The 13,333-nt window shown below is 51.2% G+C and carries 11 protein-coding genes and 1 pseudogene; 8 read left to right on the forward strand and 4 right to left on the reverse strand.

Annotated elements, in window-relative coordinates; translation table 11 throughout:
* Window positions 1-117 precede the first annotated feature (117 nt).
* Complete coding sequence (locus tag EJA70_RS03995; RefSeq protein ID WP_158829818.1) at window positions 118-2,508, forward strand: TonB-dependent siderophore receptor; 2,391 nt, start codon at window positions 118-120, stop codon at window positions 2,506-2,508.
* 117 nt (window positions 2,509-2,625) lie between these two features.
* Here EJA70_RS03995 and EJA70_RS04000 read toward each other — a convergent pair whose 3' ends face one another.
* Both EJA70_RS04000 and EJA70_RS04005 read right to left on the reverse strand, forming a co-directional pair.
* Complete coding sequence (locus EJA70_RS04000; RefSeq protein ID WP_256677622.1) at window positions 2,626-3,426, reverse strand: hypothetical protein; 801 nt, start codon at window positions 3,424-3,426, stop codon at window positions 2,626-2,628.
* A gap of 175 nt (window positions 3,427-3,601) precedes the next feature.
* Window positions 3,602-4,204, reverse strand: coding sequence for a hypothetical protein (locus EJA70_RS04005; protein WP_158829820.1), 603 nt, complete (start codon window positions 4,202-4,204; stop codon window positions 3,602-3,604).
* Window positions 4,205-4,625: 421 nt separating this feature from the next.
* On the opposite strand from EJA70_RS04005, the gene EJA70_RS04010 reads away from it, so the two are divergent.
* The 3 genes from EJA70_RS04010 (at window position 4,626) to EJA70_RS04020 (ending at window position 7,589) form a co-directional block, all read left to right on the forward strand.
* The gene (locus EJA70_RS04010; protein WP_158829822.1) at window positions 4,626-5,156 is read left to right on the forward strand and encodes a glyoxalase superfamily protein; all 531 of its coding nucleotides are present in this window, start codon (window positions 4,626-4,628) and stop codon (window positions 5,154-5,156) included.
* Between the two features lie 509 nt (window positions 5,157-5,665).
* Complete coding sequence (locus EJA70_RS04015) at window positions 5,666-6,796, forward strand: DUF262 domain-containing protein (RefSeq protein ID WP_158829824.1); 1,131 nt, start codon at window positions 5,666-5,668, stop codon at window positions 6,794-6,796.
* Between the two features lies 1 nt (window position 6,797).
* On the forward strand, window positions 6,798-7,589 hold the full coding sequence (locus tag EJA70_RS04020) for a HEPN domain-containing protein (protein ID WP_158829826.1): 792 nt from the start codon (window positions 6,798-6,800) through the stop codon (window positions 7,587-7,589).
* A gap of 194 nt (window positions 7,590-7,783) precedes the next feature.
* On the opposite strand, the pseudogene EJA70_RS04025 reads toward EJA70_RS04020, so the two are convergent.
* Window positions 7,784-8,330, reverse strand: a pseudogene (locus EJA70_RS04025) (tyrosine-type recombinase/integrase).
* 300 nt (window positions 8,331-8,630) lie between these two features.
* Here EJA70_RS04025 and EJA70_RS04030 point away from each other — a divergent pair.
* Window positions 8,631-9,755, forward strand: a complete 1,125-nt coding sequence (locus EJA70_RS04030) for a hypothetical protein (RefSeq protein ID WP_158829828.1) — start codon at window positions 8,631-8,633, stop codon at window positions 9,753-9,755.
* Window positions 9,756-9,834: 79 nt separating this feature from the next.
* Window positions 9,835-10,311 carry a GNAT family N-acetyltransferase gene (locus tag EJA70_RS04035; protein WP_158829830.1) on the forward strand — a complete coding sequence of 159 codons (477 nt, stop codon included), beginning with the start codon at window positions 9,835-9,837 and terminating at the stop codon, window positions 10,309-10,311.
* Window positions 10,312-10,472: 161 nt separating this feature from the next.
* Here the strand turns inward: EJA70_RS04035 and EJA70_RS04040 are convergent, their stop codons facing one another.
* Window positions 10,473-11,051, reverse strand: a complete 579-nt coding sequence (locus EJA70_RS04040; RefSeq protein ID WP_158829832.1) for a hypothetical protein — start codon at window positions 11,049-11,051, stop codon at window positions 10,473-10,475.
* Between the two features lie 115 nt (window positions 11,052-11,166).
* Between EJA70_RS04040 and EJA70_RS04045 the strand changes: the two genes are divergently transcribed.
* Both EJA70_RS04045 and EJA70_RS04050 read left to right on the forward strand, forming a co-directional pair.
* Complete coding sequence (locus EJA70_RS04045) at window positions 11,167-12,201, forward strand: phospholipase D family protein (protein WP_105524830.1); 1,035 nt, start codon at window positions 11,167-11,169, stop codon at window positions 12,199-12,201.
* Between the two features lie 575 nt (window positions 12,202-12,776).
* A complete protein-coding gene (locus tag EJA70_RS04050; RefSeq protein ID WP_008080779.1) occupies window positions 12,777-13,142 on the forward strand; it encodes a DUF6124 family protein in 366 nt (121 codons plus the stop codon).
* The last annotated feature ends 191 nt before the right edge of the window (window positions 13,143-13,333 follow it).

The following is a 13,333-nucleotide window of genomic DNA, read 5'->3' on the forward strand; positions in this document are numbered from 1 at the left end:
ATCACAACTTTTTTGCGCTGCCTGAAAATTAATGAGGTGGTTTCGCATTCTCGTTCGACTTCTAAGGAAGGCCGGAATACAGGCCAGTCTGCCGATGTCCTTTCTTGGAGCGAGAAAATGAGTTCGTCCCCGGTTTCACAGCGCCATCCCTTAAATCGTGCCTTGCAGGGCGCGATGTTGGGTTTGATCGTCAGCAGCTATGCATTGCCGTCGTTGGCGCAAACGTCGAGCGCTGACCACAGCAATCCAGTCAAGCAGTGGAACATCGCGGCCGGCCCACTGGCGCCGGCGCTTGACCGTTTTGCGCGCGAGGCCGGCATCAGTCTTTCCTACGACGCGTCGCGTGTGGCGAACCGCACCACTGCTGGCGTGAATGGCACGCTTGAAACGTCGGCAGCGCTGTCATCGTTGCTGCAGGGCAGCGAATTACAGATTGAACAGCAAGGCCCGAATGCCTACCTGTTGGTCCCACAAGCCAAGACCGCCGGCCCGCTGGAACTCGACGCAACGGACGTCGAGGACTATCGCCTCGCACCCCTCATCATCAATGCCAAGGTCAGGGTCAGTGCCGACGACGACGCCAACTCGGTGGTCGCCAAGGAGCTCTGGGTTGGCGGCAAAGTGGCAACCAGCATTCTCAATACCCCGGCGTCGGTATCGGTTGTTACCAACAAGGAAATGGAACAGCGCAGCGTCAGCACCACGGAAGAAGCGCTGCAATACACACCCGGCGTGATCACTGACTTCTATGGTACGGATGACCGCAACGACTATTTCCAGATCCGCGGCTTCCAGGCCACCACCTACCGTGACGGCTTGACCCTGAGTTCGATGCGCGGCGTGCGCGAAGATCCGTTCGCTTATGAGCGCATCGAGATTCTGCGTGGCGCCAACTCCACGCTGTTTGGCCCCGCGGACCCGGGCGGTTCGGTGAATTTCGTGACCAAACAGCCGCGCTTCGAGCAGTTTGGCCAAGGCTATGTGACCTACGGTTCGTTTGACCATGTCGAGACAGGCATCGATGTCGGGGATGCGCTCAACGACGAGAAAACCCTCGCTGGGCGCTTTACTGCCAAAGGCCAAAACAGCGACCGCGAATACGATCACTCGCAGGACGACAACCAGTTGTTTATGGGTGGCCTCACCTGGGCACCGACGGATTACACGTCGGCGACGATGATTCTGGACTACCTGAAAACCGAAAGTTCGCCAAACAGCGGTGGCTATCCGCTGGACAAGGAATACGACCGCAAGAAGTTTTATGGCGAGCCCAGCTACAACTTTCACGATGTCGAGCGCACCAGCCTCAGCGGCAACGTCACCCATGACTTCGACAACGGCTTCGTACTGCGCAGCAATCTGCGCTACAGCAAGTTGACCGATGATTTTGGCTACGTATATCTGAGCGACAGCGCCGCACGGGTCGGTACCACCGTTGACCGCTATCAGTTTGGAACGGACACCGAAGCCGACCAGTTCAACGGCAATCTGATGCTGCAATACGATGCCCGCTTCGAGAACATCGACAGCAGCAGCCTGGTGGGCGTGGAGTACCTCGATTCGACCACCAAGGAAAGCTCGGTCTACGCCCCGACGACCTCGATTGACATTGCAAACCCCGTGTTCACTGGGGTTTCACGCTCAATCGCGCCGTATGCCGTCAACAAGCGAGACGCGACCACCAAGGCCGTATTCCTGCAGCAGAACCTGTCGTTCTTCGAGCGTTTCATCGTCACCGGCGGTGTGCGCAATGACTCGATGGACCTGACCAGCAAAGGCCTGGAATCCACTGAGAAAGACACCTTCTCCGAAACCTCCTACCGAGGTGCGCTGACCTATATCGTCAACGATGAAGTGTCCACCTATGTGAGCATGGTCGAATCCGTTTCGCCGCCGCAGGTTGGCGTCACGCCGCAGACGGGCAGGCAGTACGAGATAGGCGTGAAGTATGCGCCAATGGGGATGGACGCCCTGTTCTCCGCAGCCGTTTATGACCTGACCCAGGAAAACGTCACCATCGCCGTGGTGCTGCCGAGCGGCATCATTGAGCAACAGACGGTAGGCGAATCGCGTGCGCGTGGCCTCGACCTGGAGGCCAAGGCGCAAGTGACGCAGAACCTCAGCCTGATCGGTGGTTACTCCTATATGGAGTCCGAGGTACAGCGCGGTTCGTTGTACGACGGGAGCTCCCTGAAGGGTAATGAATTCGCCACGGCACCCAAGCATTCCGCTTCGCTCTGGAGTTATTACGACGTGCCCGCCACGGATGTCAGCGTTGGCTTGGGTGCGCGCTACGTCGGCTCTTACTACTTCGATGCCGCCAACTCCGGCAAAAGCGATGGCACCACGCTGTTCGACGCCGCGTTCAACTACAAGATCGCCAAGGGCACCGACCTTGCGGTGAACCTTAGCAACCTGCTGGATGAGCAGCACGTGGTCGGTTCCGGCACCGCGAACTTCTACAACCCGGGTCGCGAGATTACCGCCAAAGTGAGTTACAAGTGGTAAGCAGACGTGTAGGCCTTTTTCCCCTATAGGAAGCGGTGCCCGCTTAACTGCGGGCACCGTCAACCTGGCCAAACCCGCCGCTCATTGCTGGAAGCCGCTGGCCACTCAGATCAGGACTTAAGGTGCGGCTGAGCGGTTCTTCCCCTGCGTACACGGATTAAAGCTCTCGCGAATACTCTGGCTGGTTCCTACATAGGCTTGGGTACCTGGAACCGCCACAGCCGAGTAATTCTTGCGATCGGTTTCCCTGATAAAACTTCCTTGCTCAGCCGTGAAACTCTCAGTGTTTGGTGGTACCAGTACGTTCAGAAACTGGGCCTTCTTGTCGAGGGCCAAGGCACCTCCTGGGGTAATCGGCGCCAGCATGGCGAACCACCGATCATTGAACAGGTAGAAAATATCGGCTGCGGCTCTGCCACTTCGCAGGTGGGCGCACTGCACATCGCCGGCGTTGATGACTTCAGCCTGCTGGTACATGCCGCCCTTGTACAAGGCCAGTACTAGCTTGCTCTTGGTCAGCACACCCAGGCCTTGCTTGGGTTTGCACACTTGCAAATCACCATAGGCAGACAAGCACCAGTTGGTCTCGGTGATAGTGACGATTTCGTCTGCGTTGAGCTTCAGATCGCGCTCGATATTGGCGCGGGCTTCCGGGGTTTCATAGGGGATGGTGCATGCGCTTAGTAGAGCTGCGAGGGTAAGGGCGAGTAGCGGGGTTCTCATCAAGCGTCCTTTGCTGCTGGAAGGTATATAAAAATGACGAATATTTTTTTGCGAATCTTCGCGGCTGGGAATTATACAGATCGCGCTGCGTTCGAAACGCTGCTGGAGAATCTGCCAAGGCTCGTCGTTTGAATTTCTCGACAGCTCGCGAGCGAAGTCTGATCTCCAGTTCGAACCAAAGACGCTGCCAAACATCGGCGTCCTTGACGGCAGTGTCCTGCCACAGGAACTCTGTTTGTGCGACAAACGCCGCCCGTGCAATCAAATCTTCTGATGCTCGTTCACCGAGCGTTTTCCAGTCATTACTGACATTCAATGAACGATTACTTCTAGTCGTGTTACAGCGCTGAACCTGTGCTCGCCAGCCTCTTTATAAAACGTCTGTGCCGGGATAGAGATCCGCAGGTGGATGGTAATCGGGATCCTCGAATTGGCTATTGTTGTAACGGGTTTTGGCAGTCGGCCCTTCGCCCTTGTACGTCACCTGCGAGTTTGGCGTGAGATGCCACCCGTCTCCGTCCTTGTCGCGCTCAATCAGCGACGGGTACAACGTACAGGTGCCTGCGGAACCTGATGTCAGCCTGAACTGGTAAAAGCGCCCGGCCTGGGGCGTGAACTTCGTCGTGACGGAGCACGTTTGCGCGCGCGCGCCCTCCCAGAACATACCCACGTGCGTTTCGATCCCGGGGCGGACCCGGGTTTCGTAATAGTCCGACGTAAGCTTTTGCCCTGCTTTGGGCATACCTTCATCCTGCGTGTGGATGAACGGAAGCGGCCCACTGCGAATGACGCCGCCCGAACGCTTACCGTTTTCGTACTGGTACAGATCGGCATGCTGAGTGAAATTGACGATACGTACCCAGGCGGGGTCGGGCTGGTTTTCAGGTGCGGTGAAGTAATCGGTGTGGGGGAAATACTGGCAGCCTGCGAACAACGGCAGAGTCAGCAGGCAGAGCGTAGAGCGAATCGACATGGAGCCTGTCCTTTTGCAAAGTCAGGGTAGAGACCGCAGGAAAGAAGGAGCATTGCGGGAAAGGTGAAAAAATTTGTTGAGGCCGTTAGCGACAGCAGGGGGAGGGCGCCGCCCGGGCGTTCTGAGAGCCAACTGATCGCTGCAATATCGTCTACATCCCAAGAAGCATTTCATCTCATCGCCCGGGTCTCGCTTTCGTTCGGAAAAACTTTTATCGCGAAACATCCGCGCCACGTTTTTACTTATCTGCGCTGTGTGGAACGGACTTTCCATGTACCATCAGCGCGGGCTGATGCTGCCCGCCGCTCGCTTCCGAAAGGAAAGGTGAAAGCATTGCTTCTCTTCCCAGATCCTGTCGCATCTCTTGAGAGTCGAGGTTTGGCAACGCGAGCACCAAAATGCCTCGACGACAGGAGGAACGATGTTTTCAATCGAACAAGCCAAGCAGATGGCCAAGAAACTGCGTGCTTCGCTAGAGTCGCGCAATCAAACAGTGAGTCACTCCGCGGCTCTGGAAACAGTGGCGCACCAGTTGGGCTACAAGGACTGGAACACTGCGTCAGCGATGCTTCCCCAGGAAGATACCCAACCCGCCATGACATTCGACAAAGCCATCCCGATATTGCGGATGTTTGACGAAACCAAGGCGCGCGAGTTCTACCTTGATTTTCTTGGTTTCAGCGTCGAGTTCGAGCACCGGTTCGAAGCGGATCTACCGCTGTACCTGGGCATCAGCCGCCACGGTCTGCAGCTCCATCTTTCCGAACATCATGGCGATGCGAGCCCTGGATCGACGATATTCGTCCCGATGCAAAACATCGAACTGCTCCGGGACGAATTACAGAGCAAACGATACGGATACGGACGTCCGGATATTGTTCAACAGGGCTGGGGTCAGGTTCTGGAGGTTTATGACCCATTCGGCAATCGAATTCGATTCTGCCAAAGCTGATCATGGTTTGCGGGCTGGGGAGACCTGGTCCGCTTTGGTTCGATTGTTGCTCTTAGTGGGGGGCAGTAATCGGCCAAAAGCTGCCCTTCGCGAACGGTCGCAACTGGCGTACTGAGGCCACTGCTGGCCTGATATGCCTTTATGCGTAAAGTCACCCGTTAACAGAGGCGAGCCTGGCGGATGCGCCAACACAAAACCGGTTCGCTGAACCGTCAGACCCTTAGCTGTAAGTCCCGCCGTGGCTTCTGCCATGTGCACAAGTCCCGGCGAGTCCAGTTTCTGTTTATCCTCGCCGTAAAGAATTATCCACTATGACCTCCCCTATCGGTTTTTGGATGAATGAAAAACGCTGACTGGCCGACCGCTTGAGCACCTTTTTTAGTTGATACCTCTGTGCAATCGCGGGGTGCGGCAGTGATGCGGTATCAGAGATTCCTAAATCTAATGTTGACATTGAACTTATATTATAAGAGTGTCGCAATTTCTATTTTTTGACAATGGAGTGCGTCGTGGCTAAACCAAAAGTGAGCCTTGGAGAGTTAGAAGAGCGCTATCAGCACGAGGATCGTGGGGTAGGCCAGGAAAGGAATGATTTCTTATTGCCTCAAATCCTTGATTTCGTTCACCAAAAAAAGTGGATGAACCTGCAGCCTGAGTATCAAAGGCGGCAAGTATGGGATAATAAGAAAAAGTCACAATTCATCGAGTCACTTTTGATGAATTTGCCGATTCCACCAGTCTTTCTATTTGAGCCGGAATATAGTCGTTATGAAGTGATGGACGGGCAGCAGCGCCTGTCAGCGATAGTTTCATTTTATTCGAATAGGTTTAAATTGACGGGCTTAGAATATTGGCCTGACTTGAATGGTTTTTCATATTTGGATCTCCCGCAAATGATTCAGCGGGGATTGGATCGTCGCAGACTCTCTGCCGTAATTCTCCAAAGCACTTCTCATGAGAAAAACGATGATGAATTAAGACGGATAGTCTTCGAGCGACTGAATACAGGCGGACAAAAACTAAACGCGCAGGAGCTTAGAAATTGTATATATTCCAGTGAGTTTTCTAAACTACTTGTTGAACTAGCAGGCTATGAGTCGTTCAATGATTTGCTCGGCATGCCACGTTACACAGATAACATCATTAAAGGTCAGATTAGTCAAAAGCTGGCAGAAAACATTTTTTTCAAAAGAATGATTGATTGCGAGCTAGTATTAAGATTCTTTGCATTTCGCAAGAAATCAAACATCAAGGGCTCAATTAAGTCAATGCTCGACAGGTGTATGGTGACGCATCTTGCTACTGATGGCGATTTGTTGTCAGAGTTAGCTTCGGATTTTCGTTCACGTGTGGGTTTGGCTAAAGATCTATTTGGTGGCGATGCATTCAAACTCAAAGACTTTGATAAAGATCAAGATAAGGTATCACCTCCGTTCTATGATGCAATCATCATTGCGTGTGACCGACAATTTTCCAATAAAGATCAACTTATAAGGAAGGGGGCGGAGCTTAAGTTGGAGTTGGAGAAAGCACTCGCTGATGAAGAAACTTATGAGTTGATTGTTGGGCGCGCTAACACGGCTGAAGCTATTAAAAAGCGGCTAGATCTGGTGGAAAAAATCTTTATCGGAGTGCTCTAATATGGCTTCAGATAAGAAACGATCTTCAGCAGCCAAAGTCGCTTTCGATTCACTTGTTGAGCAGAATTCGGCTTGGCAAGCTTGGATAGAGGGGGCGATTGAGTTCGAAGCAGTGCTTAGAAATAACATTCCTTGGCAGCAGTTGGAGCGAGGACAGAAAGAAATTGTCAGCAAAAGGATGGGAGCGGTTTCGCCAGATCATCAACTGCTTGCTAATTCCTTCTATGTGACATTGGTTGCTGGTTTTGAGGAGTATCTTCGAGCCGCAATAAGGGAGTTTGTAGTTTCGTTGAATGCATCCGGGAAAAAGCCTGCGGATGTTGGGTCCGCGGTACTGAAGTGTCATACTAAGGAAGCCGCGGGCTTGTTGCGGCGGGTAGATTCACCACCAGACTACATGTCAATTAACTTTGAAGATCTTTGTAGAAGTATTGGTAGTTGTGTGCCCGATTCTTCTCGTCTACATCTTAGTGTAGAAGCTTTAGCTCATATTGAAAGTCCAATTAAACTTGAAAATTTTTTGGCGCGGATGTCCGACTTAGGCGTAGTGATGAACTGGGATAAGTTGGGCAGCTGTCCCAAAGTGAAAGTAGCACTAGGCCTGCAGGAAAAGGTGGGTACTAGAGACGTCGCCAATACTGTTCAGGAAGAACTTCTGCGTATTGCACGTTTTCGAAATAGAATCGCTCATACGGGTGGGCATGCGGCGGATGTAAGCCCTCAAATTATAAGTGCAGACGCAAAGATCTTGAGTTCCTTATGTGGCAAGGTAGATGAGTTGATAAACGAATGAAGGGATATGTAATTTCGCACATTCGGTTTGGCTCTAGCTTGGATCTTTAGCGGAGATTACGATGCGTTTGATGCCACAGAACCGCTAATTGTGAACTGAGGTTGAATTGAATCGCCGCTGGTTTCGTACGCACCACTGAATGACCCCTCCTGGCCGGTTAGCGACGGCCTGACTTCGACCGTCGCTATGCATGATCAAACCTCAGTCTGTTCCGCCATCTCCAGGGCGTCATCGACCTCAATGCCTAGATATCGAACAGTGCTCTCCATCTTCGTATGGCCGAGCAGCAACTGAACCGCCCGTAGGTTCTTCGTTCTGCGATAGATTAGCGATGCCTTCGAACATCTCATTGTGTGAGTGTCATACATGGCTGGATCAAGGCCTACGGCTTTTACCCAGCCTTTGACGATACGAGCGTATTGACGAGTGGATAGATGGTCTGAGGTATGTAGCCGGCTAGGAAAAAGGAAGTCCTCGCTGCGAAGTTGTGCCTGATGTATCCAGGCCACGAGAGCTGACCGTGTTTGCTCAGTGATTTCAAACTGCACAGGCCGCTGCGTTTTCTGCTGCATCACCATGGCTCGTGATGATACGTGCTCGCAATGGGCGACATCGCGCACGCGGAGCTTGGTAAAGTCGCAGGCTGGATGGCCCAGATATCTCTCAGTCGGAGTGGGGATTCTGCCCGACTAGTTTTCCTTTGTTCCAAGGCTGACGGCCGCAGGTAGTGATGATGTTCATGACAAGTCCTCCACGTGTGGAGAGACAAGGATGGCTAATCAGAGCAACGGTCGCTAACCGGCCAGAAGCGGCCCCTCGTTGAAGACGGCTAATGCCTCGTCACGAGCAGTAGTAACCGGCCAAAATAGGCAATGGACATGCTGCAAGCGACTTCGTAATCTCCGTGCAGGCCATGTCGCTTTTTCTACCCATCTCTTGTCACGTTTCCAACATGCCTTGAGAGCTACTGAAGGAGTTACCCGTGGACAAGGAACGTTATCATTGCGTCGTCTACTTATAGTCAGACCCCTGGAGTAGAAATTGAGTATTAACTTATTTGAAACAACGTTAGATGAAGATAAATTACATCCGTATTTTAAAGAAATTAAGAATGCGCCAGAGTATGCCGAGACTCATATAGTAATCAATGAATGGAGTGAAGGGGTTTTTGAGCGCCGTGGGGAAGCAGCTAAATTCGTCAATGAGTTTCAGACTAGCTTCAACTCTACTTTTTGGGAGATTTATCTTAACAAAGCATTTAAAATGCTCGAATTTAAAATTGACTATACAAAGGCTAGTCCGGATTTTAATTTGCAGGACAAATACAAAAGGAATATTTCTGTTGAGGCAGTAACATCTAACCCTTCACTGCTGCCAGCATTAAAGCTTGATATGTCAACTATGCCTGCGGCAAACTTTCTTAATGATGCCACTCTGAAACTATCTGGAAAAATACGTGACAAACATCAACTTTATTTGGGGGTTGGCAAAGGCAAGCAATCATACTCATCTTTAGAGCACGTAAAGGGCAATCCTTTTGTTCTGGCGATTGCGCCATTTGATAGTAAGCTATCACAAAGCCAAAACAATATAGCCATGAATAGAGTCCTTTATGGTCTGGAGCCTCCAATTAGTTATTCTGAGCCACAAGCTGCAGTCGCCTCTGTAAGAAATAAAAATGGCAAAGACATCGACTTGGGAATTTTTACTAATGATAGCTACAAAGAAATTAGCGCCGTTATTTTTTCCACGACAGGTACTTTTGGGAAAGCAGTAGCTTTAGCTGGCACAGCAAGCTTCGTAAAAACCACTAGACTCAGAAAAATGAGAATAGATGAATTTTTAGCCAATGAGGGCCTAGAAAAAATTGGTAGAACTAGAACTAAAGTGTCCGAAACCTATGACATTTTTTCTGAGCGCTTCTACTCTGGTATAGATGTCTGCGGGCATGATGTTCATCTTTGCAGTGGAAGTGATCATAAAGAAACTCATCTAGATGGCTTACAGGTGTATCACAATCCATATGCAATTCATCCATTGTTAGAAAATGATTTCAGCGCTCAAGAAATTGTTCATTATTTCTACGACATCGAGAATAAGGCCATGATAACTAAATATAATGACAACGCGATGGTTTCAAGGAACACAGTGTCATCAGTTGCCTAACAGGTGGATCAAACCGCTCGCTCCGCTCACTGGGATGAGCTAAAGCCCACCCCTCAACCAAACGCTATGAGATATGAGCATGGAAATAATATCCAAGCCCCCCAGAGACTGCAGCAACACAGAGCTTGAGACATTTGAGAGATTAGTTTCTGCTGGTGGTGAGGTTTTGCTAGCCGGCTTGCGTCAGCGGATTAGAAACGCAGAAAGACTTATCTTCATCAACGATGGTGAGTGCGTTGCCGTAGGGGCAATAAAAAATCCTAACGCTGCATACAAGGCTAGTATTTTTAAAAAATCTAACGCCTCAGAACAAAGCAAATACCAGTATGAGCTAGGCTGGTTTTATGTATCTAGCATTGCAAGAGGCAAAGGTTACGGGCGGGCATTAATGGAAGAAACCAAAAAATTACTAGCTGGTACCGCATGCTTTGCGACTACACGTGAAAATAATGCGCCTATGCATCATTTATTTATACAGTTTGGTTTCTCAAGGCTAGGGCAGCCTTACAAAAGCGATAACGACGATTACTCTCTTAACCTCTACGTTACATCATAATAATTGGTTCAAGTCGTCCGCTTCGCTCACTTGGGATCGGCTAAAGCCGCCCCCTTAACCAAGGTTAGGCGATGACCGCTTTTGGCCGAGTGCAGCCTGTCGCGAATGGCCGCGACCGACCTAAAGCGGTCAATCAACCCCATCGCGTTACGTGAGGTGGATCAAAGCTTCTTGGCGGCCATCATGATCTTGTAATGGTGCTTCCATTCTTTTTCGATCATGAGGTTTTCAAAACCGCCGGTACGGAATAAGTCGAATGATGCGTTACCCAGACAAGCGGGCCAGTTTTCGAAGGTCACTTGTTTTGCTTCTCCCTCTGTCCAAATATCGACCAGTACGATGGCGTACCGGTGTTCTATTTTCAACTTGCCTAATCCTAGCTCCAGCGTGGCGTGATGGGCCTGATATGACATCCGCTGGATATCATGTATGGTTTCGGCGACTTTTTTGTTGAGGTTGGAAAATCTCTTGGCTTCAATGAGAAAGCAGCTTTTCGTGGTGGGATCAAAAACGATTGCATCAAGGTGCAGTTTTTCCTCGGCGCTCAATGGGGCCTCAAACCACGCAAATGCGTCCTTGCCTAATTCATTCTCCAACGCCCTGACGAAATTATTGGTTAGGTTTCTCTCGGTGAAACCGGTGCTTTTATGCGCAGGGTAGTAGTTGTTCAGGATTTGGCGATATTTGCACATGGTTTGATCGAATGCTGCCATCAGCGCATTTTCAATTTCGCGAATCATTTTTTTCTACTCAACGCATTGTGGAATTGCTGCAACTCAAGTCTGAGAGTAATCATCACTTGTCCGCCGTTCGATTCCCATGATGCACCTCTGACTGCAAGGAAAGGAGTACTAGATGTTCATTGGTCCGGAGCAGTACCCAAAGGCTCTTCGCACGATGGTTGCCCATGAAGCTTCGTTGGACGTGGCTATAGCATTTTGGGGAGATGGCGCAGAGGCAACCATCCATCCTGACAAGGGAAAGCCGTTGAGAGTCATCTGCAATCTCAGAAGCGGTGGGACGAACCCTGCGGTGATCAAACTGCTGGTCGATCGAGCAAAGGCAATGGCTCATGTCCAGATCCGCCAGTGCGACAGGCTACACGCGAAACTCGTGGTAGGACCCACCTCGGCAATCATCGGCTCAGCAAACGTGTCCGCGAATGGGTTGGGATTTGAAGGGGTTGAAGTTGCGCACTGGCTCGAAGCTGCTATTCAAACCGTCGACAGAGATGAAGTCGAGTCAGCACAGGAGTGGTTCAAGCGACTGTGGTTGTCGACCGACAGCAGGCCAATCACAGACCAGGACTTAGCCGACGCAACCGAGGCATATGAGAAGAATCGGGATGGTCGCCCTGATTACAGCCGGAAGGGGCCGTTCGCTTTCGACAACTATTCAGTGGCCGATCTAGAAGGCCGGAACGCCTACGCCCTTTTGTACACTTCAAGACCTGGACCTGAGGCCGAAGCCCGGGCCAAGCAGCACGAAGACGAAGAGTTCATTGAGCATGGAAGTAACGGGCAGGGCGGTGAGGGCGTAGAGCGCTGGTCGTTTGAGACTTGGCCAGACACTCTCGACACTACAGAGAAGAATGAATACCTCTGCATTATCTGGAATGAGAACGGTGGGGTCGCCGTTGACGGTGCATGTCGTATGACAGGTACAAAACTAAATTTCATTTATGAGGAAAGCAATAAGGATGGTTGGGTCGATCTCGCCAAACCATTAACTACGTTGCTAGGTCGGCGGCTTCTCCAAGTGGATCGTCAGCGGATCGCGAAGTCAGTGAGGCCAAAGATCGAAGCGATTTGGAACGCTGCTGATGAGCTTGATCCCGATGCCAGGCGCATCCACCTTTCCGAGCTTAAACGAATCCTTCAAGCGCCATAAACATTCGTTAAGCGGCGAGGTCGGCTGAGGCTGGAGCCGATCATCGCCTTGCTCATGTAGGTGGAAAACTCCCTCCATGATTTCATTGAGGCCTCACTGCATCTGGCCGACGGCAGCGAGAGGCTGCTTTTGGCCGAAAGCGGCCCTTAAAAATGGTGGCTTTAGTCTGAATCAGTAATGGTTTGTATGAGAAAACCAGCAAGGAATCACGCATTCCCCTCGAATAAACATAACTCGGCAAGCGCGTTTAAATTACACAACCCGTTACGCCACAAAGGCTACAACGCCTTGCGCCGTTGCCTACGCGTACGCCAGAATCCGCCGGCATACACGACTATGCAGCGGGCTATATCGTTTCCCCGTCACTGAAAAACAGTGATCGGGTTTGGTAGCCCGGTGTTAGTTGTACAGCCCACTGTCGTCGAGGTTTCTCGCTCGATTATGGTGGCCATGTATAGGGCGTCCTAGGGCGCGCCGGATCCTAACACCCGGTCTACCAACCTCTGCATGGCCGCCACCCTTCGTTTGGTAGCGAAAGGGTGAAGCCTCCATTAATAGTGTTAGGAGCTTCATCTATGTTCAAAGTTACCCCAAACCCACCGGACGCCGATCCGATCCCGTACGACCCAACGCTCGAGCCGCAAAAGATAAGAGAGGCGACCGACCGCGCCATCAATTTCTACCTCAACCCCGGCTCACTCAAGCTCTCAATCCCATCCCGCAAAACCAGCAAGATCTTCCTCATCGATCCCGCCGTGGACGAAGAAACACTCCTCCTCGAAGCCTGCGAATCGTTGGCAGCCGCCAGTGACATGGCACGTGACATGAGCGATGTCGTCGACAACTCCCAACGCCGAACCATGCTGATGCTGCATCAGGTGATCATGCTGAGTGAGTTGATGGTGAATCGAGTTCTGGATGGCCGCCGCTTGCCGAACTAAGGCGTCATTGACGGCTAGGCCGCGAACTCTATGTAGGAGCTGCCGTAGGCTGCGATCTGTTGATTTTGTTTTTGATTGTTGAAGAGCAGATCAAGGGATCGCAGCCTGCGGCAGCTCCTACATGGTGGGGATTCATATTTCTTTTGGAGTGCCTTGATGGGTGCTTGTGGAGTTTCAGTTGATGTCCGAAA

Origin of the sequence: Pseudomonas sp. PB103, from assembly GCF_009764635.1 — a bacterium.
Lineage (GTDB): Bacteria > Pseudomonadota > Gammaproteobacteria > Pseudomonadales > Pseudomonadaceae > Aquipseudomonas.

Coding starts and splice junctions, on each gene's coding strand:
- EJA70_RS03995 (WP_158829818.1), top strand. CDS start 118: ATGAGTTCGTCCCCGGTTTCACAGCGCCATCCCTTAAATCGTGCCTTG.
- EJA70_RS04000 (WP_256677622.1), bottom strand. CDS start 3,426: ATGTTTGGCAGCGTCTTTGGTTCGAACTGGAGATCAGACTTCGCTCGC.
- EJA70_RS04005 (WP_158829820.1), bottom strand. CDS start 4,204: ATGTCGATTCGCTCTACGCTCTGCCTGCTGACTCTGCCGTTGTTCGCA.
- EJA70_RS04010 (WP_158829822.1), top strand. CDS start 4,626: ATGTTTTCAATCGAACAAGCCAAGCAGATGGCCAAGAAACTGCGTGCT.
- EJA70_RS04020 (WP_158829826.1), top strand. CDS start 6,798: ATGGCTTCAGATAAGAAACGATCTTCAGCAGCCAAAGTCGCTTTCGAT.
- EJA70_RS04035 (WP_158829830.1), top strand. CDS start 9,835: ATGGAAATAATATCCAAGCCCCCCAGAGACTGCAGCAACACAGAGCTT.
- EJA70_RS04040 (WP_158829832.1), bottom strand. CDS start 11,051: ATGATTCGCGAAATTGAAAATGCGCTGATGGCAGCATTCGATCAAACC.
- EJA70_RS04045 (WP_105524830.1), top strand. CDS start 11,167: ATGTTCATTGGTCCGGAGCAGTACCCAAAGGCTCTTCGCACGATGGTT.
- EJA70_RS04050 (WP_008080779.1), top strand. CDS start 12,777: ATGTTCAAAGTTACCCCAAACCCACCGGACGCCGATCCGATCCCGTAC.